Source organism: Pseudomonas sp. Leaf48 (assembly GCF_001421885.1).
Lineage (GTDB): Bacteria > Pseudomonadota > Gammaproteobacteria > Pseudomonadales > Pseudomonadaceae > Aquipseudomonas.
In genome coordinates, this window is sequence record NZ_LMLH01000033.1 from 75,533 (window position 1) to 96,399 (window position 20,867).

Here is a 20,867-nt window from a genome sequence, read left to right on the forward strand (position 1 = left end):
AGTTTTTCTTTTTAAATGAGCGGTGTGCAAGGCCGGACGCCTGTTCTAAGCTCTCTGTCGTGTTGTTTAAAAAAAGGCCAAGGAGTTTGCATGCGGGTCCCCGGATTGAAAAGTGTAGTGGCCTTGGGCGTTGTCACCTTGCTGACCGCCTGCGAAAAGGAAAAGCCTGTAGCGGAATATCTACCGCGGGTGTTCGTCCAGGAAGTAAAACCGGCGGATTACGCCGCCCCGATCACCCTGACAGGTGACATTCAGCCCCGCGTGCAAACCGAGTTGTCCTTTCGCGTCGGCGGCAAAATCATCCAGCGTTCGGTTGATGTCGGTGATCGGGTGACGGCCAAGCAAGTGCTGGCCCGGCTCGACCCCAAGGATTTGCAGACCAGTGTCGATTCGGCCCAGGCGCAAGTGCTCGCCGAGCAGGCCCGGGTCACGCAGAGTGCCGCGGCGTTCGTGCGTCAGCAGAAACTCCTGCCCAAGGGCTACACCAGCCAGAGTGAATACGATTCGGCCCAGGCCGCGCTGCGCAGTAGCCAAAGCGCCTTGAGTGCCGCCCAGGCGCAACTCGCCAACGCCAAGGATCAACTGAGCTACACCGCGCTGGTGGCCGATGCTCCCGGCATCATTACGGCGCGTCAGGCTGAAGTCGGCCAGGTGGTGCAGGCGACGATGCCGGTGTTCAGCCTTGCCCGCGATGGCGATAGGGACGCAGTGTTCAACGTTTATGAAGCACTGCTGGCGGAGAAACCGAAGGATCAGACCATTGTCCTCAGTCTGCTTGATAACCCCGCCATCAAAACCACCGGCACGGTGCGTGAAGTCACGCCGGCGGTGTCGGCGCAGTCCGGTACCGTGCAGGTCAAGGTCGGCCTCAACAGCGTGCCTGCCGGCATGGAACTGGGCTCGGTCGTCAGCGCAACGGCCCGGGGGTCGGGCAAGTCGGTCATAGAGCTGCCCTGGTCGGCGCTGACCAAAAACATCAGTGAGCCTGCCGTCTGGATTGTCGATGACAAGGGCCAGGCGCAGTTGCATACCGTCACGGTCGGCCGTTACCTGACCGGCAAGGTCATCATCAGTGGCGGGCTGGAAGGTGGGGAAAAAGTCATCATCGCCGGTGGGCAGCTGTTGCACCCGGGCATGGAAGTCGAAATTGCCGAAAACACTTACAAGGATTTGACGTGGGAAGCCAAGCCATGAGGCCTTTATGGGCATTGTCCATCGCACTGGTGCTGAGCGCCTGTTCCGAAAAAGAGCCGCCGCCGGAGCCGGTGCGGCCGGTGCTGTCGATCAAGGTAGAGGCCTTGAGCGAAGAGGACCTGGGCCGGTTTGCCGGCAGCATTCAGGCGCGTTACGAAAGCAATACCGGCTTCCGGGTCGCAGGGCGCATCGCCAGCCGTAACGTCGATGTCGGCGCGGAGGTCGAGAAAGACACCTTGCTCGCCACGCTTGATCCGTCCGACCAGCAAAACCAGTTGCGTTCGGCCCAGGGCGATCTGGCGAAGGTCCAGGCGCAATTCATCAATGCCAAGGCCACGGCCCTGCGTCAACAAGCCTTGTTTGATCGCGGGGTGGGTGCACAGGCGCAGCTGGACGCCGCCAATACCGACCTGAAAACCACCCAGGCGTCGCTCGATCAGGCTCGGGCGGCGGTCGACCAGAGCAAAGATCAGCTCGGCTACACTGAGTTGCGTGCCGACCACAAAGCCGTGGTCACCGCGTGGAACGCCGAAGCCGGGCAAGTGGTGTCGGCCGGTCAGCAAGTGGTGACACTCGCGCAGCCAGACATCAAGGAGGCGGTGATCGATCTGCCCAATACCCTGGTGGATCAACTGCCCAGTGACGTGGTGTTCCTGGTCGCCGCGCAACTTGATCCGGACACCAACACCACCGCGGTCATCCGTGAAATCGAACCCCAGGCGCAAAGCGCCACACGTACCCGTCGCGCGCGCCTGACGCTGGCGCAAACGCCGCCGGGCTTCCGTTTGGGCACGGCCATCAGCGTTACCCTGAGTTCGGCCATCAAGCCGCGCATCGAACTGCCGCTCACGGCGCTGCAGGATGTCGACGGCAAGCCACGCATCTGGGTGATTGATCCACAGAGCAAAACCGTATCGCCACGTGAGGTTCAGGTCATCAGCCGCACCGACAGCACCGCAGTGTTGGCTGACGGCGTGAAAAACGGCGAGCGCGTGGTCAGTGCCGGAGTCAACAGCCTCAAACCGGGGCAGAAAGTGAAATTCGACGAGGACAGTCAATGAAAGGGCCTTTCAACCTCTCGGAATGGGCCCTCAAGCATCAGTCGTTCATCTGGTACCTGATGTTCGTCGCCTTGCTCATGGGTGTGTTCTCGTATTTCAACCTGGGGCGTGAAGAAGACCCCTCGTTCACCATCAAGACCATGGTGATCCAGAGCAAGTGGCCAGGGGCGACCCAGGAGGAAACCCTCAAGCAGATCACCGACCGCATCGAGAAAAAGCTCGAAGAGCTCGACTCGCTCGACTATGTGAAGAGCTATACACGCCCCGGCGAATCGACGGTGTATGTGTACCTGCGCGATACCACCCAGGCCAAGGACATCCCGGAAATCTGGTACCAGGTGCGCAAGAAGATCAACGACATTCGCGGCCAGTTCCCCCAGGGCATGCAAGGCCCGGGGTTTAACGACGAATTTGGTGATGTGTTCGGTTCGATCTATGCGTTTACCGCCGATGGCCTGACCATGCGCCAGTTGCGCGACTACGTGGAACAGGCCCGCGCCGAGATTCGCGGTGTGCCGGGGCTGGGCAAGATCGAGATGGTCGGCCAGCAGGACGAAGTGCTGTATCTGAACTTCTCCACGCGCAAACTCGCGGCGCTCGGCATCGATCAGCGCCAGGTGATACAGAGCCTGCAATCGCAGAACGCCGTGACACCGGCAGGTGTCATCGAAGCGGGACCGGAGCGGATTTCGGTGCGTACCTCCGGGCAGTTCGCGTCGGAGAAAGACCTCGCCGAGGTCAACCTCAAGCTCAACGACCGCTTCTATCGTCTGGCCGACATTGCCGATATCCGCCGTGGCTACGTCGACCCGGCGTCGCCGGAATTCCGCTTCAACGGCAAACCCGCCATCGGCCTGGCAATTGCCATGCAGACCGGGGGCAATGTCCAGGCGTTCGGCAAGGCCCTGCATGCCCGTATCGATCAGTTGACCGCTGACTTGCCCGTGGGTGTTGGCATCTTCAACGTCTCCGATCAGGCCGTAGTGGTGGAAGAGGCCGTCGGCGGCTTTACCAGTGCCTTGTTCGAGGCGGTGGTGATCGTGCTGCTGGTCAGCTTCGTCAGCCTGGGCGTGCGTGCCGGTCTGGTGGTGGCGTGCTCGATCCCGCTGGTGTTGGCGATGGTCTTCGTGTTCATGGAATACAGCGGCATCACCATGCAGCGGATCTCCCTCGGCGCCCTGATCATTGCCCTGGGCCTGCTGGTGGACGATGCCATGATCACCGTGGAAATGATGGTCACGCGCCTGGAAATGGGCGAGACCAAGGAGCAGGCGGCCACCTTTGCCTACACCTCCACGGCCTTCCCGATGCTCACCGGTACACTGGTGACAGTGGCGGGTTTCGTGCCGATTGGCTTGAACGCCAGTTCCGCCGGTGAATACACCTACACACTGTTTGCGGTGATTGCCTGTGCGATGCTGGTGTCCTGGGTGGTGGCGGTACTGTTCGCGCCGGTGATCGGCGTGCACATCCTCAGCACCAATGTGAAACCCCACGAGGGTGAACCCGGGCGCATCGGCAAGGCGTTCAATGGCGGCTTGCTGTGGGCCATGCGCAATCGCTGGTGGGCCATCGGCTTTACCGTGCTGTTGTTCGTGCTGTCGGTGTTCTGCATGCGCTTCGTGCAGAACCAGTTCTTCCCGTCTTCGGACCGCCCGGAAATCCTGGTGGACCTGAACCTTCCGCAAAACGCCTCGCTCGATGAAACCCGCCGGGCCGTGGACCGTCTCGAAGCCACACTCAAGGGCGATCCGGACATCGTGCGCTGGAGCACCTATATCGGCCAGGGCGCGATCCGTTTCTACCTGCCACTGGACCAGCAACTGCAAAACCCGTTCTACGCGCAGTTGGTGATCGTCAGCAAAGGCGAGTCCCGCGAGGCCATGATGCAGAAACTGCGTGAGCGCCTGCGCAATGACTTCGTCGGCATCGGCGCTTACGTCCAGGCCCTGGAAATGGGCCCGCCCGTCGGGCGTCCGATCCAGTACCGGGTCAGCGGCAAGGACATCGACCAGGTGCGGCGACATGCCATCGACCTGGCTACCGAGCTAGACAAGAACCCGCACATCGGCGAGATCATCTATGACTGGAACGAACCGGGCAAAGTCCTGCGTATCGACATTGCCCAGGACAAGGCACGGCAGCTCGGACTCTCTTCCGAGGACGTCTCCGAACTGTTGAATGGCATTGTCAGTGGCGCGCCGGTGACTCAGGTCGATGATGATATCTACCTGATCAACGTGGTCGGCCGCGCGGTGGATTCCGAGCGTGGCACCCCGGACACCCTGCAGAACCTGCAGATCGTCACACCGAATGGAACGTCGATTCCGCTGCTGGCCTTCGCCACTGTGCGCTACGAGCTTGAGCAACCCTTGGTATGGCGTCGTGATCGTCTGCCGACCATCACCATCAAGGCGGCGATTCGCGACGAGATCCAGCCGACGGACCTGGTGAAAATCCTCAAGCCGTCGATCGACGCCTTTGCCGAAAAACTGCCCGCAGGCTACAAGGTCGCCACTGGCGGTACGGTTGAGGAAAGCGGCAAGGCCCAGGGGCCGATTGCCAAGGTGGTGCCATTGATGCTGTTCCTGATGGCGACCTTCCTGATGATCCAGTTGCACAGCGTGCAGAAGATGTTCCTGGTGGCCAGCGTGGCGCCGCTGGGCTTGATCGGCGTGGTCATTGCGCTGGTGCCGACGGGAACGCCCATGGGCTTTGTGGCGATCCTGGGGATTCTCGCGCTGATCGGCATCATCATCCGCAACTCGGTAATCCTGGTCACGCAGATCCACGAGTACGAGGAGAAAGGCTATGCGCCGTGGGATGCGGTGTTCCAGGCGACCGAGCACCGGCGCCGCCCGATCCTGTTGACGGCGGCGGCGGCGAGCCTGGGCATGATCCCGATTGCGCGGGAGGTGTTCTGGGGGCCGATGGCCTACGCGATGATCGGCGGGATCATCGTCGCGACCTTGCTGACACTGCTGTTTCTGCCGGCGTTGTATGTGGCTTGGTACAAGATTCGCGAGCCGAAGAACGACTCATCGGTTTCTGCTCCATGATCTTTCCGGTTACATTTTTGGGAACGGTCTGACTTACAACGCCGGTGAATTGCATTAGCGTCCCTTCTCCATTTGGAGGAGGGTCGCTGGATGTCTACCGTCGTTTACTGGTTGCGCCATGTATTGCTTCTGGCAGGCCTGTGCCTGTCGTCCGGCGTGGCGGCCACGACCGTACTGGAAAATCCCCAGTGGCGTATCGAACTCGATCCCGCGACCCTGGCCATTCGCGTCACACCATCGGGCAGGGCGACTGTACAGGTGTCGGCGGGGGTGGCCGGGCACAAGGTCAGTGAGCTCGTCCGGCAGGGTCATCTCCTCGACTGGAAATGGGATGATGGCGCCTGGGTGCTCAGTGTCCGCCTTGAACAGAACGAACTGTCGTTCTCGATCACCGCAAGCAAACCCGGGGATCTGGACTTCCTGCACCAGCCCGGTATTGCAATGGGCAAGGGGCTGATCTGGCCTCTGGCGGAGGGGCGTTATGTGCCCGCGAATGATCCGGTCTGGCGTGGTTTTCTCTTGGCACAAGCCCGCTTCAACACCACCCAGGACCTGAGCCTGCCGCTGTGGGGTGTCGACCACGACGGGTTCACCCTGAACTGGCTGATGACCAATCCTTATAACAATCAACTGACCTTCAGCGCCGAAGGCAAGGCCCTGGCGCTGACTGCGCGACACCAGTTCACCTCGCTCAAGCCCACAACGCCGTTGACGTTCACGCTGTTGCTCGGCGATGACGACCCACTGGCGGGCGCCAAACGCTACAGGCAGTGGCTGATCGATAACGGTCGCTATGAAACCTTGAGCAGCAAGATCGAAAAAACCCCGCTGGCCAGCAAGCTGTTGGGCGCCAGTCATGTCTACCTGTGGGGCAACGATCTGTTGGGCCCCAAGGACGTGCGTGACTGGCCTGCGCTGCTCAACCATTTGCGTGGCAAAGGCGCTTTGGCCAGTGAACTGCGCACCGGGCTGGATCCCGAAGCGAGGCAGATTCTCGAGGGCACCGCGTCGTTCAACTACGAGAAAACCATGCTGCTGCGTGGTCTCAATCGGGCTTTGAATACCCTGGCGCGCAAAAGCTGGCAGGCGCGACCGGTGCCGGACATGCAGGCGCTTGCAGGCGGGTACGCAGAGCTGAGGGCGCAGCTGGCCAACACCATGCCCGATGCCTTGACTCCAACGCCCGAGCGCTGGGGAGGGAGCTTGTCGCTCGACACGCTGGAGCGGTTGCAGAAGTCCGGGCTGTCACGTTTGTGGCTGGGGCTCGGGGAGGGCTGGGAAGGTGGACTCTGGCATCCGGAAGCGGTTCGCGCGGGTGTGGCGGCGGGGTATCTGATGGCGCCGTATGACTCCTATGAAACCGCACTGGCCCGTGACGAGAACCCGGACTGGACCACGGCTCACCTGGGTGACAAGGCCAATATCGAGTGCGCCGTCGTGCTCAAGGACGGCACGTTGAAAAGCGGTTTTCAGCAGTCTGGCCACTACACCGACCCGCACTGCGTGCGATCGTTGCTGCAAGCGCGGGTCAAGGCGGTTCAGGCGGTGGCCGGCTTTAACAGCTGGTTTCTCGATGCCTATGCTACCGGCATGCTGTTCGACAGCTATCGCCCCGAAGCTCCGATGACCCAGGCGCAGAATGCCGAAGGCAATATCGCGGCGTCGCGCTGGATCAATGAAGTCATGCAATTGCCCGCGGGGTCCGAGGACGGCAATGCGACCACCGCTCAGGGGGTGCTGTTCGCCCATGGCATGCAGACGCCAGTGATAGGTTGGGGCGATGTCGAGCTGAGCAAAAACCCTCAGTCCGAGTACTATCTCGGCAATTGGTATCCACCGGAGCAACCGGCGGTGTTCTTCAAGCAAGTGCCGATGAAAGAGCCTTACCGACGCATTCATTTCGATCCGGCGAGTCGCTTGCCTTTGTATCAGGCGGTATTCCACGGTTCGGTCATCACCAGCCATCATTGGCTGTTCGACAGTCTGAAACTGAGCAACGTACGGGCGCAGAATGAGCTGGCCCAGCTGCTCTACAACGTACCGCCGCTCTATCACTTGAGTGCCTCGACGCTTGAGCAGCGATTGCCGCTGATCGAGCGTCAGGATGCGTTCTTTCGTCCCTTGCACGAGCGCCTCGCGACGCAGGCGATGACGCAATTTCATTGGCTGACCGAGGATCGTCTGGTGCAACAGACCACATTCGATGATGGTACGCGGCTGCGGGCGAACTTTGATGAGCGCACGCGCCAGGTGCAGGGGCAGGCGTTACCGGGCCATAGCATTACCGTGCTGTCACCGGATGGCGCTGTAAGCCGGTATCGGGTGGACGCCGTGCCTTGAGGGCATCAGCCCTTGCGCCAGACACTCGCCAGCCAGGGCTGCTGCTCTCGCGGCAGCCCCGCCGGCCGGTAGTAGTGTTCCAGCTCGACAAACCCTGCGTTGGTCAGTAGCTGCTGCCAGGTCGCGAGGTCGTGATAGGACCCATACCGAGGTCCATTCCAGCCCTCCTGGTTGTCGCCCCGGGGATTGGAGCTGAACAACACACCGCCCGGTTTCAACGTTTCGCGCAACTGCTGCAACACCCGTGGCAACTCCTGACGGGGAATGTGAAACAGCACCGCGTTGGCAAAAATTCCGTCGAAGCGTTCGGCCGGCAGATCGAGTTTCAGAAAGTCCTGCTGCCAGACTTCGCAACTACTGTCCTGGTGCGCCATCTGCGCAAACTTTTCCGAACCATCCAGGCCAACCGCTCTGTGCCCCATACGGGTGAAGGTTTGCAGGTCACGACCGGGGCCGCAGCCGAAGTCGAGAATGTCGAACGGGGCCTCACCCTGGATATGCCGCAACAGCGCATCGATGTTCTGGCTGACATCGTGGTCACGCGTCCCTTCACGAAAACCTTCGGCCACCGAGTTGTAATGGCCCAAGGTGGTGGAGGTGATCTGCTCAAGGTCGTCGGGTGTCTGTTTCATGGTCGGCTGCGCAGGTAAGTGGGATTGGCCGAATATACGCCATGGAGCCGCAGGCTGCTGCGCAGCCCATCGCGAGCAGGCTCACTCCCACAGTTGACCACGTACTCCTGGACGACATTGGTCCAATGTGGGAGCGGGCTTGCTCGCGAAAGCGGTGTTACTGACACCTGATCACTAAAGCCAGACTCAGCCCTGCTTCATCCCCAGGCATTCAATGGACCGGTCAACCATCGCCTTGGCGATCTCCAGCAAATGCCAAACCGAAAACACCATGGCCCTGTCGGCCCCATGCAAGTGGTCACCACACTGATACGCCGTCACCGAAGCACATCGCAGCAGATCAGCGATGTAGAGTTGGGTGTCTTCGAAGCTCACGTCTTTGCTGACGTTGTAAAACCGAAGTTCGTCCGGTGCGGTGGGGTGTTCGCCGGTGAGGTAGAAATCAATGGCGCGGTAAAGGGCGGAGCGATCTCTTGGCGGGTCGTCGGTGGGGCCGTGTTGGGCGGATGTTTCAGGTGGTGGGTCGGGGACGGATTTTTTCATTGTGTTGCTCCTATTGCTGCATGGGAGCCGTCACTTTTCGCCTACTAAACGTTGGGTGGCGGCTGTACGCAGGTTAGTAGGCCGGTCAATAGGAAAACCGGTGCACCCGAAGGTGCCCCACGCACAGCCACCATATTCAGTTCCCGACAAAAAAAATTGCCGGACATGAACATGAAAACGCTATGCACCTATTGATCCGGGCTACTAAACCCGATCACTGATGAGCAGTGACCGACCGAGACTAGCCACACGATTTGACAGGCGCAAGCGAGCGAAATGATCTAGGAAACGTCCTGCAAAGGAAAGCGAATTGGCCTTCGGAAAGGCTGAATTCCCTGTGCGAAATATCGCTTTTCCATCATCACTTATCGCTTGTTCAACCCCCGAGCCAAGCGATCCCCACCCAGTTGAATAATCGCCACCAACACCACCAGCAACACAATCACTGTCAACATGATCTGGCTATCAAACCGCTGGTACCCATACCGATACGCAATGTCCCCCAGCCCACCGGCTCCAATCGCCCCGGCCATGGCCGATGAGTTGATCATCGTCACCAGCGTTATCGTGAAACCACCGACGATCCCCGGCAGCGCCTCAGGTAACAGCACATGCCAGACGATGTGCCAGCGCCGGCAGCCCATGGCTTGCGCCGCTTCGACCAACCCATGGTCGACTTCACGCAAACTCACTTCAGCAATCCGCGCAAAGAACGGCGTCGCCGCGATGGTCAGCGGCACCACGGCTGCCCAGACGCCGTAAGTGGTGCCCACGATCAGACGCGTGAATGGAATCAAGGCCACCATCAGGATCAGAAAAGGTATCGAGCGAAACAGGTTCACGAAAGCGCCCAGCACGCGGTTCAGCGCCGGGGCCTGGTAGATGCCGCCCTTGTCGCTGGTGACCAGGATCACGGCCATCGGTATGCCCGCCAGCAGCGCGATCAGTGATGAAACTCCGACCATCAAAAACGTATCGATGAAACCTTGCAGCAAGCGATCAAACCACATAACCCAGCACCTCTGCTTGTTGTGCCCATTTGCCGGCGCGCTGACGCAACTCTGCCGCGCCGAGCGCCGAGCCGCTCACCGCCAGCAGCAATTGACCGAGCGCATGGCCCTGAATCCGTTCCACGCCGCCCTGCAACAAGCGCACGCGACCGCCGAGTGCTGCGAACAGCGCTGCCAGATCCGGCTCGTCCGTTGCACTGCCAGAGAATTGCAAACGCAGCACCAAGGCAGCGTCCGTAGACTGTGGTTGAGCCTGAAGACGACTTTGCAGTTCTTCCGGCAATGCGTGTTGCAACGGCGCCAACAATGTCTTGCTGACCTCATGCTGCGGGTTGCCGAACACTTCCCACACGGGCCCTTGCTCGACGATGCGGCCGTGCTCCAGCACCACTACGCGGTCGCAAATTTCGCGTATTACCGCCATCTCGTGGGTGATCAGCACGATGGTCAGGCCCAGGCGCTTATTAATCTCGCGCAGCAGGCCGAGAATCGATTGCGTGGTCTCCGGGTCCAGCGCTGAAGTCGCCTCGTCACACAGCAGAATCTCGGGGTCGTGTACCAGCGCACGAGCGATGCCGACGCGCTGTTTCTGGCCGCCGGACAACTGCGCAGGGTAGGCCTTGTGTTTGGCTTGCAGGCCCACAAGCTCCAGCAGTTCGCGGACTTTCTGCTCGCGTTTATCCTTGGGCACACCGGCGACTTTCAGTGGTAACTCGACGTTCTGCCAGACCGTCTTGGCAGACATCAGGTTGAAGTGCTGAAAGATCATGCCGATGCGCCGACGCAGTGCTACCAGACGATCCTCATCGAACTCGCCGATGTCGACCTGATCGATCAGCACCCGGCCGCTGCTCGGTTGTTCGAGGCGATTGATGGTGCGGATCAGCGAAGACTTGCCGGCACCGCTGCGACCGATGATGCCGAACACTTCACCGCGCTGGATCGCCAGGTCGATGCCGTGCAGGGCTGCCACCGGCCCCTGCTGGCCGTTGTAGGTTTTGCCCAGGCCGATGAAGCGCACATGAGCCCGGTTGAGCTGCGGGTGCAGTTCGGTGTGGTCCGCGTTATGGGGCTCCGGAATTTCCAGTCGCCGTTGGATGGCAGCGCTCATGCTCAGCTTCCCCAACCGGCCTGGTACAGCTTGCCGTGAGCCTTATCCAGTGCGGCACGAACGGCCGGCGAGTGCTGGTAGATGTCGACGAATTTGATCAGGCGCGGGTCGGTTTTGCTTTTCGGCTGGATCACGAACTGGATCACGTACTCCTTGTGATCCAGGCCATCGAACAGCAGGGCAGAGCCGGCGTCGAAGGTCTTCGACAGGCGGATGTAGGCAGGGTAGCCCTGGACCAGGTCGGCATCGTCGTAGGCACGCACCAGTTGCACGGCTTCGACCTGGAGGATTTTGATTTTCTTCGGGTTGGCGATGATGTCCTCTTCGGTGGCTTTGTAGCCAACGCCTGGCTTGAGGGTGATCAGGCCGGCCTTGGCCAGCAGCTGCAAACCGCGACCGCTGTTGATCGGGTCATTGGCGATGGCAACGCTGGCGCCTTGCGGCAGTTCGTCGAAGCTTTTGTATTTTTTCGAGTAGAGGCCGACGTTGTTGATGATCCCCGGTGCGAACGGCACCAGCTCAAAACCGGAGGCGGCCTTGGCGTTTTCCAGGAACGGGATGTGCTGGAAGTAGTTCACGTCGATGTCGCCGGCGGCGAGGCTGACGTTGGGGGCGATCCAGTCGGTGAACTCGACGAGTTCGACTTTCAGGCCTTGTTTACCGGCCTCTTCTACGGCGGCCTCCAGAGGAATGGCGAAGGCCGCGGTGGTGCCGATTTTCAGTGGTGCGTCGGCGGCAAAGGTCACCGAGCTGAAGAGGCCGAGGGCCAGGGCCAGTGCTTTGACTGGTTGAGAGAGGTAGTTCTTGGTCATGATGGTTTTCCAGTCAGTTCGTTTATATGGGCACGCATTTTGTGGCGAGGGGGCTTGCCCCCGTTGGGCTGCGAAGCGACCCCAAAGGCATTCATGGGTGTGGCAGGTAAAACGGGTATGCAGGCTTGCGACTGCTACGCAGTCGAACGGGGGCAAGCCCCCTCGCCACAGAGTTGGTGTCGGTAGTGAGAGCCGGTATGTTGTTCAGGTAAAAGCGCCTTTTGCTGAAACAGCTTTTCGCGCAAGGTGCCGCTGTCGTAAGCGGTCTTGTACGATCCACGCCGTTGCAGTTCCGGTATCACCAGCTCGATGAAATCCTCATAACTTTCCGGGGTAACGATGCGGGTCAGGTTGAAGCCGTCGAGGCCGGTTTCGGCGATCCACGATTCCAGTTCGTCGGCCACCTGTTCAGGTGAGCCGACCACAGTGATGTAGCGGCCGCCGAGGGCGTGTTGTTCAAGCAGCTTGCGCCGGGTCCAGTCGTTGTTTTGCAGGTGTTTGGTGGCGGACTGGATGGCATTGCTCTTGACGTACTGGATCGGCTCGTCGATGGCGTATTCGGAAAAGTCGATCCCGGTTGAGGCCGAGAAATGTGCGACGCCGGCCTCTGCGCTGGCGTAGCTCAGGTATTCGGCGTGCTTGGCCCACGCCAACTCTGGCGTGGCGCCGACGATCACGTTCAGGCCCATGAACACCTTGATGTCATCCGCATTGCGTCCCGCCTCGACGGCACTGGCGCGAACCTTGTCCACCTGCACCTTGGTCGACGCTTTGGTCTGGCCGCTGATGAACACGCACTCGGCGTGGCGCCCGGCGAACAGCAAACCGCGATCCGAGCTGCCGGCCTGGAACAGCACCGGCGTGCGTTGTGGCGACGGCTCGCAGAGGTGGTAGCCCTCGACCTGATAAAACTCGCCCTTGTGTTCGACCTTGTGCACTTTTTCCGGTTGGGCGTAGATCCGCCGCTGCGGATCGTTCAACACCGCGCCGCTTTCCCAGCTGCCTTCCCAGAGTTTGTAGAGCACCTGCAGGTACTCGTCGGCCTGGTCGTAACGCCGGTCGTGCTCGACCTGTTCGAGCAGGCCCATGGCCTTGGCGGCACTGTCGAGGTAGCCGGTGACGATGTTCCAGCCGACCCGGCCACGGCTCAGGTGGTCCAGGGTAGACATGCGCCGGGCGAACAGATACGGCGGCTCGTAGGTGAGGTTGGCGGTGAGGCCGAAGCCAAGGTTTTTCGTCACCGCCGCCATGGCCGAAACCAGCAGCAAGGGATCGTTGACCGGCAGCTGGATCGACTCTTTGAGCGGCACGTCCACTGAGTTCTGGTACACGTCGTAGACGCCGACTATGTCGGCGATGAACAAACCGTCGAACAACCCGCGCTCGAGCAGTTGCGCCAGTTCGGTCCAGTATTCGATGGTGTTGTAGCGGGTCGAGGTATCGCGCGGGTGCGTCCACAGACCGTGGTTGATGTGCCCGATGCAGTTCATGTTGAAGGCATTGAGCAGGATTTTCTTTTTCCCCATCAGATGGTCCCCCGCAGTGGCGGGTTTTCATCGTTGAGGTAGTAGTTGCCGACGGCGTGATACTTCCAGCGTACCGGGTCGTGCAGGGTATGCACGCGGGCGTTGCGCCAGTGACGATCAAGACCGTGTTCGATCAGGGTCGCCTGGCTGCCGGCCAGTTCAAACAAGGTGCTGCCGGCGGCAAGGGAGATCTGGGTGCTGATGGCCCGGGCTTCGGCTACCGCTATTGAAGCAGCGGCGACGGATTGGGCATGGGTGTCGGCCTGGGCGTTGTCGAGGAACTCACCGGCGCGTTCCAGCAGTGCCTCGGCGGCGTGCAGGCGAATGCTCAGGTGGCCGAAGCTCTTGAGCGTCAGTGGGTCTTCGCTGGCTTTGTCGTGGGTGGCGTCGATCCATGGGCGGGTTTTGGTCCGCACAAAATGCAGCGCATCTTCGTAGGCCGCGCGGGCGATACCGGTGTCGATGGCCGCGTGGAGAATCTGCGCCAGCGGGCCGACCGGGGTCGGGCGCTCGAAGGCGCTCTGGAACGGGATCACGTCTTGCGCGGCAACGTAAACATCCTCGAACACTACCGAGCCACTGCCGGTGGTGCGCTGACCGAAACCGCTCCAGTCGTCGATTACAGTCAGGCCTTTGCTGTTGCGCGGGACAAACGCCAATTGCTGCACGCCGTGTTCATCCACCACTGATGTGGGGATGCGCTGGGCGTAAATAGCCCCCGTGGCGTAGAACTTGCGACCGTTGATGCGATAGCCGCTGGCGTCGCGGGTCAGGCTTGTGACGCGGTCGTGAGCGGTTTTGGTGCCGAGCTCGGCCAAGGCATTGCCGAAGCGCTGACCGGCCAACACTTCTGCGTACAGGCGTTTTTTCTGTTCCTCGTTGCCATTGACCCGCAGCACTTCCAGTGCATAGAAATGGTTCTGCGGAATCTGCCCGAGCGAGCCATCGGCCTGGGCAATCAGCGCGATGACCTTGGCCAGCGTGACATTGGAAACACCGGCGCCACCGTATTCTTTTGGCACGCTGATGCCCCACAGGCCTGAACGGGAAAACACCTCCAGTTCCGGGTGCGGCAACCGGCGTTCGCGGTCGCGCAGGGCGCTGTCGCGTTTGAAATCTTCGGCTAGATCGCTGGCGACGATCAGGGCTTGCTCATCGCTGGTGATGACCGCGACGTGGTGAGAACTTGTCATGTGCTTCTCCAGAGATCTGGTCAAAAGTGTTCTGGTCGTTAAATCCAGGAGTGGCGAGCGGGCAGGGTGCCGTTCAGGCGGTAGGTGCCGACCGCGTAATACTTCCAGCGCACCGGGTCGTGCAGCGTGTGCACCCGGGCGTTACGCCAGTGGCGATCGAGGTTGAATTCGGCGAGGGTGGCGCGGCTGCCGGCCAGTTCGAACAGCTTCTCGCTGGCCAGCAACGAGATCTCGGTGGTCAGCACTTTGGCTTCAGCCACGGCAATCGAGGCGCTGGCGGCGGAGTCGACGGTGAGCGGCGAAGCGCTGACCTGATCGAGCACCTGCCCGGCCTTGCGCAACAGCGCTTCGGCGGCGTGCAACTCGATTTTCAGTTTGCCGATGTCGGCAATCACATACAGGTCATCGCTGGCTCGCTCGACATTGGCATCGATCCACGGCCGGGCGCGGGTTTTCACGAAGTCGATGGCGTCGTCGATGGCGCCTCGGGCGATGCCGGCGTCGATAGCGGCCTGGATCAACTGCGAGACCGCGCCCTGGATGTTCGGCGAGTCGTTGATTTTCCAGTTATCCACAACCAGTTCGGCATCGACCCGCACGTTGTTGAGCAAAATGGTGCCGCTGGCAGTGGTGCGCTGACCGAAGCCCGACCAGTCATCGACAATGCGCAATCCCGGGGTGCCGCGACGGATGAAAGCCAGCACTTGTTTGCCGTCATCGTTCAGCGCCTTGACCGCGACCCAATGGGCGAACAGCGCGCCGGTGGAATAGAACTTCTGCCCGTTCAGGATAAAACCATCGCCGTCGGCGGTGATCCGGGCCTTGAGTTCCAGGGTATTTTTGCTGCCGCGTTCAGGGCCTGCGTTGCCGATTCGCCAGCCATCCAGCACGCTTTTGAACAGCTGTTTTTTCTGCGTTTCGGTGGCACTGCCTAGCAGCAGATTGAGAATGCCGAACTGGTTCTGCGGGATCTGTCCCAATGCCGGGTCGGCCGCAGAAATGATCGCGAAGACCTCAGCCAGGGTGACGAACGAAACCTGCGGCCCCCCATACTCACGGGGAATGGAAATACTGCCCAGGCCGCTGCGGGTGAACTGTTCGATTTCTGACCACGGCAGCTTGCGCTGCTGGTCGCGTTTTGCCGCTTGCTGGCGGGCAACCTGCGCCAGCTCATGGGCGGCCTTGAGCGCCTGGGCATCGTTGCGCAAGACTTGTGCGGGCAACAACAGCGGGGCGATGTCCAGATCACTGTGGACGATTGCATCTGCCAGACTGGACATCAGTGCCGCTCCTTGGCTGCACGCAATGCCCTGGCGATCTGCACTGGGGTGATTGTGTTCCGGACCATACCTACCTCTCATCTCATGGCGTCGTCGCGTTGTGCGACGAACGAAATCAAGAATGTCCGGTGGTCCGGTTTATATACCCTAAACGTGTATAAATTTTTTATAAACTAACTTTTAGGAATATGGATAGAAGGAGGCCTTCATGCCTCGCGGGGGGCACGAGGCCTTCCGGTGTCATCGCTGGAAGGACTCTGCGGCCCTGAAAGGTATTTTCTTCGGGACGTGCAGCCAAGGACTGCAGCCGATTTTCAGCGTTCTTGGCGGCGCCCAGCGTGAGTTATTGCCCACGCGGTCGAGGATGCAGTAAGTCACTTCAAGTCGCAGGTCTTCACCGGCTTCGAGGATGACTGCCGGTGGTACCCAAACCTGAATCGGCTGGTCCACATCGCCCGCCTTCAGGCGTGGCAGGTCCATGCGCACATCGCCCCAGCGCAGGGTGATTTCGTCGTCGATGGCCATGTTCAGGTAGGGCTCGATGGTCAATGGAACACCGCGCTTGATCTGATTCGGATTGACCCCCTGGCGGCGGATCATTTCGGGGATCGTCAACGGCGCCAGGCTCTGGTTTTCATCACCGTACAGCGCCGAAGGTTGGCCGCCGGGGCAGTCGAGTTTGATCTGCACCTGCCTTGCAGCCGATACCGAAGGTCCCAGACCGATCTGCATGACCCGGTAGTGAATTCGAGAGGTGCCAGAGACGATGAAGCTTTCCGGGACGCGCAGTTGAACCGGGTGACCGATGTCCTGGCCGGCGAGCACTCTGGAGGCCACGTAGCAGTTGTCCCAGAACAATTCGATCAGGTCGCCTTCATCCATTGAGGGATAGGGCGGCACGTCGATCATCAGGTGTGCGGCCATGGTGGTGTTGATGACGGTCTTGTGTGATTGCGCCAGGGTTGGCGCTGCAAGCCTGGTTTTGTTCGAGCTGCTGGTCATGGGAGTCTCCTTGGGGTTTTGCATCGAAGTCCGTTTCGCAAGAACGAGAGTTTCGAACAGCAATACCGTTCATTACTTTGAGTTGAAATAATGATGAGCGTGATGATTGACGCGTTTGGAGACTAGATAAAGGTGCGCTTCAATAGGTGTCAATAGGGTTTGTTAGTTTGGCGCTAACTATTAAGTTATTCAGAAAGTTCCTACGAGGCGGAGTTAATAAACTCTAGCGAAGCGTCGAACTATTCCAGGCAGGCCGTTGTGTATCAGGGCTGGCGCCAACTTTTACGAAGCGCAGGCAGGACGTTTAAACGACAGCTGGCGTTCAGGAAAAACACTGCCGAACATATATATGTACCGCGCACGCTGACAAAAAGTTGCCTGTTGTTTGTGCGGTTTAATTGTGTGTGAATGGTATGGTTGAAGAGGGTTGTAACTTCCGTCCGTGGAAGTTAGCAATTATTGCGAGTGTGTATTAGTTGTGGCTGTTGTTCAGAAACTTGCTGAGAAATTGTTTCGTTCGCTCTTCTTTCGGGTTGGCAAACAGCGCCTTGGCTTCACCTTGCTCGACGATCACACCCTTGTCGAAAAACACCACGCGATTGGCCACATCCCGGGCAAAACCCATTTCGTGAGTGACGATCACCATGGTGCGCTTTTCTTCGGCCAGGCCGCGAATGGTCGCAAGAACTTCGCCTACCAATTCCGGATCAAGCGCCGAGGTCGGTTCATCGAACAGGATCACTTCCGGTTCCATCGCCAGCGCCCGGGCAATTGCCACGCGCTGTTGCTGGCCACCGGAGAGGCGTCGCGGGTAAGCGTCCTCCTTGCCCGCCAGGCCAACCTTGGCCAACAGTTTTTTGCCCAGGGTCACGGCCTCGTCTTGCCCGATCTTCTTCACGATGATCGGGCCTTCAATGACATTTTCCAGCGCAGTGCGATGGGGGAACAGGTTGAAGTTCTGGAACACGAAGCCCACGTGCTGGCGCAAGCGTCGCACCAGGCCCTGTTGCTGGTTCAGGGGGCGGCTGCCATCGATCTCGATGTCACCGACCTTGATCCGGCCGCTGGTGGGCTCCTCCAGAAAATTCAGGCAGCGCAGGAAGGTGGTCTTGCCGGAACCACTGGGGCCGATAATCGCCACCACCTCGCCTTCCTTGACCTCTAGATCGATGCCGTTGAGCACGACTTGACCCTTGAACTGCTTTGTCAGTTTTTCCACGACAATCATCGGGTCAGGACTCCTGGTCATGCCGGTTGACCCGCGCTTCCAACTGATTCTGCAGGTGCGAGAGCACCGTAGCCAGAACCCAGTAGATCAGTGCGGCGGCAAGATACATGGTGAAAATTTCGAAGGTGCGGGCGGTGATCAATTGCGCCTGGCGGAACAGCTCCGGTACCTGGATGGTAGCGGCCAGCGCGGTGTCCTTGACCAGCGAAATGAAGCTGTTGCCCAGCGGCGGCAGCGCCGTGCGCATCGCTTGTGGCAGGATGGCCCGACGCAGGGTCTGGGCACGGGTCATGCCGATGCTCGCAGCAGCTTCCCACTGGCCACGCTCGATCGAGCTGATCGCGGCGCGAAGGATTTCACAGGCGTAAGCGGCCATGTTCAGCGAAAAGCCGATCAGGGCTGCTGGCAGCGGATCAAGTTCCACTCCCAATTGCGGCAAGCCGTAATAGATCACGAACAGTTGCACCAGCAACGGCGTGCCGCGAAAGAACGACACGTAGATGCGGGCGATCCAGCTCACCAGTTTGAAGCGCGACAGGCGCATCAACGCCAGGCCGAAGCCCATCAGCAGGCCGAAGAACATCCCTCCCAGGCTCAAGATTACTGTGTAATACGCGCCCTTGAGCAGAAAGGGCGCGGAGTCCAGCGCAAGTTGAAAAGCTGCTTCCATTATTGAGTGACGTCTGCGTTAAAGTATTTTTCCGAGAGCTTTTTCAGGGTGCCGTCGGCACGCAGCTTGTCGATTGCCTTGTTCACTGCGGCCAGCAGTTCAGGCTCGCCTTTGCGCAGGGCGATGCCGGCTTCCTGACGGGAGAATGCATCACCGGCGGCGGTGGTGTCCTTGGCCTTCTTGGCGTATTCCAGCGCCGCGAGGCGGTCGATCAGAATGGCGTCGATACGACCGACACGCAGGTCCTGGAACTTGGTCGGATCATCTTCGTAGGTGCGGATGTCAGCGGTCGGCACATTGGCTTTCACCCACTCTTCGTAGTTGGTGCCCAGGCCTACGCCGACTTTTTTGCCAGACAGGTCAGCGGCGGACTTGATGTTCAGCTCGGCGGCCTTCTTCGTCAGCACCAGCGCCTGAATACCGGAAACGGTGTACGGCTCGGAGAAGTCGTACTTCTTCTTGCGTTCTTCAGAGATGGTCACCTGGTTGATCACCGCGTCCAGACGCTTGGATTCCAGTGCCGCGAGAATGCCGTCCCATTTGGTTGGCTGCAGTTTCACCTTCACGCCCAGCTCTTTGGCCAGGGCTTCAGAGAACTCGACTTCGAAGCCGGCCAGCTTGCCGTCGGCGTCGACGAAACTGAACGGTGGGTAGGTGCCTTCCAGGCCGACGTTGATCACGCCAGCGTCTTTGATTTTTTGCAATTGCTCACCGGCAACTGCCTGGCCAATCAGGCCGGCGCTCAGAGCCAGGCCCAGCGAACCCACCAGCAGATTGCGACGTAGTGCGGAAAAATTCATGACAAGCCCCTGTGTTTTCTTATGGAAGACGCTTAAGGAAAGTTGGCAAATTTCGACTGCGACATCGTGCCTTAAAGGAACGTTAGCGTCTCTCGACAAATTCGCCTGCGGTGTGACTATATGACGGCACCGTTAGATTGGAAAATGGTAAATATGATTTTTTATATTCCATAAATGAATATTGGTGAGGCATGGGAGAGATCGCAGCCTCCGGCAGCTCCTACACAAGGATCGGCGTACTCTGTAGGAGCTGCCGCAGGCTGCGATCGTGCGCTTACATAAAATCCTTGTAGGCAAACAACGCCGGTGCCCCACCGGTGTGCAGGAAGATAATCGGGCCCTCATTGAAACGCTGGCGACCAATTCCATCCAGTAATCCCGCCATGGCCTTGCCAGTGTAGACCGGGTCGAGCAACAGGCCTTCCTGACTGGCCATGAGCTTCACCGCCGCCAGTGTGCCGGCATTCGGTTCACCGTAACGCGGGCCGAAATATTCGTCCCAGAGCTCAACCTTGAAAGCTGCCGGCAGGGCTACACCCAGCAGCTCTGCGGTACGTTCGGCAAGGCCTTGAACCTTGGGTCGCTGATCCTCTTCACTGCGAGAAACCGTCACACCGATCACCGGCAGGTCCGGCAGCGCTTCGCTCAGGGCCAGTGCCAGACCGCTGTGGGTTCCGGCGCTGCCAGAGGCCAGGACCACGGCGGCGAAGTTCAGGCCGGTGTTCTTGATCTGCTCGGCCAGTTCCAGCCCGGCGCGCACGTAACCCAAGGCACCGAGTGCGTTCGAGCCACCGATCGGCACCAGATAAGGCTTCTTGCCGTTGTTGCGCAAGCGGGCAGCCAGGGCATGCAATTGTTCGTCGGCGTTGTCGAGATTTTCCACCAGTTCGACCTTTGCATCGAACAGGTCCAACAACAGCCGGTTGCCGTTGCCGGTGTAATTGCTGTCGTCAGTACCCAAAGGGTTTTCCAATAGCGCCACACAGCTCAGACCCAGCTTGGCCGCAATCGCGGCAGTCTGGCGTACATGGTTTGATTGCAGCGCGCCGGCGGTGATCAGCGTATCGGCGCCTTGGGCCAGAGCGTCGGCGGCAAGATATTCGAGTTTGCGCAGCTTGTTGCCACCCATGGCCAACGGCGTCAGATCATCGCGTTTGACATACAGATCCCGGCCAAGCCAGGTCGACAGGCGTTCGAGTTTTTCCAGGGCGGTAGGCTGACCGAGCAGGTCGAGACGGTGAAAACGGGCAAGCTGTTGTTTAATCATGGGTCCGTACTGGCGGTGGAAGATGTCAGGACTATAGGCACGCCCCTATCTCGGGGCAACCGCCAATCGCTTATAGCCAATCGTACTGAACACAGCACAATTGGTTCTTAATTTGCTCGACAGCCCTTGCCGTAAAGTA

General features: G+C 59.8%; 17 protein-coding genes. 4 read left to right on the plus strand and 13 right to left on the minus strand.

Annotated features, from left to right (window positions below):
- The first annotated feature begins 90 nt into the window (after positions 1-90).
- The 4 genes from ASE98_RS24810 (at position 91) to ASE98_RS24825 (ending at position 7,654) form a co-directional block, all read left to right on the plus strand.
- Positions 91-1,194 (plus strand): efflux RND transporter periplasmic adaptor subunit, encoded by a 1,104-nt coding sequence (locus ASE98_RS24810; RefSeq protein ID WP_060543954.1) that lies wholly within the window; start codon positions 91-93, stop codon positions 1,192-1,194.
- The gene (locus tag ASE98_RS24815) at positions 1,191-2,255 is read left to right on the plus strand and encodes an efflux RND transporter periplasmic adaptor subunit (protein WP_060543955.1); all 1,065 of its coding nucleotides are present in this window, start codon (positions 1,191-1,193) and stop codon (positions 2,253-2,255) included. The genes ASE98_RS24810 and ASE98_RS24815 overlap by 4 nt, the downstream gene beginning before the upstream one ends.
- Positions 2,252-5,314 (plus strand): efflux RND transporter permease subunit, encoded by a 3,063-nt coding sequence (locus tag ASE98_RS24820; RefSeq protein ID WP_060543956.1) that lies wholly within the window; start codon positions 2,252-2,254, stop codon positions 5,312-5,314. The genes ASE98_RS24815 and ASE98_RS24820 overlap by 4 nt, the downstream gene beginning before the upstream one ends.
- Before the next feature lie 90 nt (positions 5,315-5,404).
- The gene (locus tag ASE98_RS24825; protein ID WP_060543957.1) at positions 5,405-7,654 is read left to right on the plus strand and encodes a glycoside hydrolase; all 2,250 of its coding nucleotides are present in this window, start codon (positions 5,405-5,407) and stop codon (positions 7,652-7,654) included.
- 5 nt (positions 7,655-7,659) lie between these two features.
- Here the strand turns inward: ASE98_RS24825 and ASE98_RS24830 are convergent, their stop codons facing one another.
- The 13 genes from ASE98_RS24830 to ASE98_RS24890 form a co-directional block, all read right to left on the minus strand.
- The gene (locus ASE98_RS24830; protein WP_060543958.1) at positions 7,660-8,286 is read right to left on the minus strand and encodes a class I SAM-dependent methyltransferase; all 627 of its coding nucleotides are present in this window, start codon (positions 8,284-8,286) and stop codon (positions 7,660-7,662) included.
- Between the two features lie 186 nt (positions 8,287-8,472).
- The gene (locus ASE98_RS24835) at positions 8,473-8,829 is read right to left on the minus strand and encodes a DUF6124 family protein (RefSeq protein ID WP_060543959.1); all 357 of its coding nucleotides are present in this window, start codon (positions 8,827-8,829) and stop codon (positions 8,473-8,475) included.
- 365 nt (positions 8,830-9,194) lie between these two features.
- Positions 9,195-9,839, minus strand: coding sequence for a methionine ABC transporter permease (locus ASE98_RS24840; RefSeq protein WP_060543960.1), 645 nt, complete (start codon positions 9,837-9,839; stop codon positions 9,195-9,197).
- A complete protein-coding gene (locus ASE98_RS24845) occupies positions 9,829-10,950 on the minus strand; it encodes a methionine ABC transporter ATP-binding protein (protein ID WP_060543961.1) in 1,122 nt (373 codons plus the stop codon). Before ASE98_RS24845 ends, ASE98_RS24840 begins: the two co-directional genes overlap by 11 nt.
- Before the next feature lie 2 nt (positions 10,951-10,952).
- A complete protein-coding gene (locus tag ASE98_RS24850; RefSeq protein WP_060543962.1) occupies positions 10,953-11,762 on the minus strand; it encodes a MetQ/NlpA family ABC transporter substrate-binding protein in 810 nt (269 codons plus the stop codon).
- Positions 11,763-11,896: 134 nt separating this feature from the next.
- Positions 11,897-13,288: an LLM class flavin-dependent oxidoreductase gene (locus ASE98_RS24855; RefSeq protein ID WP_060543963.1), complete on the minus strand. Its 1,392-nt coding sequence runs from the start codon at positions 13,286-13,288 to the stop codon at positions 11,897-11,899.
- Complete coding sequence (locus tag ASE98_RS24860; RefSeq protein WP_060543964.1) at positions 13,288-14,481, minus strand: SfnB family sulfur acquisition oxidoreductase; 1,194 nt, start codon at positions 14,479-14,481, stop codon at positions 13,288-13,290. The genes ASE98_RS24855 and ASE98_RS24860 overlap by 1 nt, the downstream gene beginning before the upstream one ends.
- Before the next feature lie 38 nt (positions 14,482-14,519).
- The gene (locus ASE98_RS24865; RefSeq protein ID WP_060543965.1) at positions 14,520-15,761 is read right to left on the minus strand and encodes an SfnB family sulfur acquisition oxidoreductase; all 1,242 of its coding nucleotides are present in this window, start codon (positions 15,759-15,761) and stop codon (positions 14,520-14,522) included.
- A gap of 240 nt (positions 15,762-16,001) precedes the next feature.
- Positions 16,002-16,763: a hypothetical protein gene (locus ASE98_RS24870; protein WP_060543966.1), complete on the minus strand. Its 762-nt coding sequence runs from the start codon at positions 16,761-16,763 to the stop codon at positions 16,002-16,004.
- A gap of 472 nt (positions 16,764-17,235) precedes the next feature.
- Positions 17,236-17,991, minus strand: a complete 756-nt coding sequence (gene tcyN / locus ASE98_RS24875) for an L-cystine ABC transporter ATP-binding protein TcyN (protein WP_060543967.1) — start codon at positions 17,989-17,991, stop codon at positions 17,236-17,238.
- A 4-nt stretch (positions 17,992-17,995) separates the two neighbouring features.
- Positions 17,996-18,661 (minus strand): cystine ABC transporter permease, encoded by a 666-nt coding sequence (tcyL, locus tag ASE98_RS24880; protein ID WP_060543968.1) that lies wholly within the window; start codon positions 18,659-18,661, stop codon positions 17,996-17,998.
- On the minus strand, positions 18,661-19,461 hold the full coding sequence (gene tcyJ / locus ASE98_RS24885) for a cystine ABC transporter substrate-binding protein (RefSeq protein WP_060543969.1): 801 nt from the start codon (positions 19,459-19,461) through the stop codon (positions 18,661-18,663). The genes tcyL and tcyJ overlap by 1 nt, the downstream gene beginning before the upstream one ends.
- Before the next feature lie 274 nt (positions 19,462-19,735).
- A complete protein-coding gene (locus ASE98_RS24890) occupies positions 19,736-20,728 on the minus strand; it encodes a D-cysteine desulfhydrase (RefSeq protein WP_060543970.1) in 993 nt (330 codons plus the stop codon).
- Between the last annotated feature and the right edge of the window lie 139 nt (positions 20,729-20,867).

Excerpts from the sequence above, each read along its gene's own strand:
- ASE98_RS24810 (WP_060543954.1), top strand. The coding sequence starts at position 91 with ATGCGGGTCCCCGGATTGAAAAGTGTAGTGGCCTTGGGCGTTGTCACC.
- ASE98_RS24815 (WP_060543955.1), top strand. The coding sequence starts at position 1,191 with ATGAGGCCTTTATGGGCATTGTCCATCGCACTGGTGCTGAGCGCCTGT.
- ASE98_RS24820 (WP_060543956.1), top strand. The coding sequence starts at position 2,252 with ATGAAAGGGCCTTTCAACCTCTCGGAATGGGCCCTCAAGCATCAGTCG.
- ASE98_RS24825 (WP_060543957.1), top strand. The coding sequence starts at position 5,405 with ATGTCTACCGTCGTTTACTGGTTGCGCCATGTATTGCTTCTGGCAGGC.
- ASE98_RS24830 (WP_060543958.1), bottom strand. The coding sequence starts at position 8,286 with ATGAAACAGACACCCGACGACCTTGAGCAGATCACCTCCACCACCTTG.
- ASE98_RS24835 (WP_060543959.1), bottom strand. The coding sequence starts at position 8,829 with ATGAAAAAATCCGTCCCCGACCCACCACCTGAAACATCCGCCCAACAC.
- ASE98_RS24840 (WP_060543960.1), bottom strand. The coding sequence starts at position 9,839 with ATGTGGTTTGATCGCTTGCTGCAAGGTTTCATCGATACGTTTTTGATG.
- ASE98_RS24845 (WP_060543961.1), bottom strand. The coding sequence starts at position 10,950 with ATGAGCGCTGCCATCCAACGGCGACTGGAAATTCCGGAGCCCCATAAC.
- ASE98_RS24850 (WP_060543962.1), bottom strand. The coding sequence starts at position 11,762 with ATGACCAAGAACTACCTCTCTCAACCAGTCAAAGCACTGGCCCTGGCC.
- ASE98_RS24855 (WP_060543963.1), bottom strand. The coding sequence starts at position 13,288 with ATGGGGAAAAAGAAAATCCTGCTCAATGCCTTCAACATGAACTGCATC.
- ASE98_RS24860 (WP_060543964.1), bottom strand. The coding sequence starts at position 14,481 with ATGACAAGTTCTCACCACGTCGCGGTCATCACCAGCGATGAGCAAGCC.
- ASE98_RS24865 (WP_060543965.1), bottom strand. The coding sequence starts at position 15,761 with ATGTCCAGTCTGGCAGATGCAATCGTCCACAGTGATCTGGACATCGCC.
- ASE98_RS24870 (WP_060543966.1), bottom strand. The coding sequence starts at position 16,763 with ATGACCAGCAGCTCGAACAAAACCAGGCTTGCAGCGCCAACCCTGGCG.
- tcyN (WP_060543967.1), bottom strand. The coding sequence starts at position 17,991 with ATGATTGTCGTGGAAAAACTGACAAAGCAGTTCAAGGGTCAAGTCGTG.
- tcyL (WP_060543968.1), bottom strand. The coding sequence starts at position 18,661 with ATGGAAGCAGCTTTTCAACTTGCGCTGGACTCCGCGCCCTTTCTGCTC.
- tcyJ (WP_060543969.1), bottom strand. The coding sequence starts at position 19,461 with ATGAATTTTTCCGCACTACGTCGCAATCTGCTGGTGGGTTCGCTGGGC.
- ASE98_RS24890 (WP_060543970.1), bottom strand. The coding sequence starts at position 20,728 with ATGATTAAACAACAGCTTGCCCGTTTTCACCGTCTCGACCTGCTCGGT.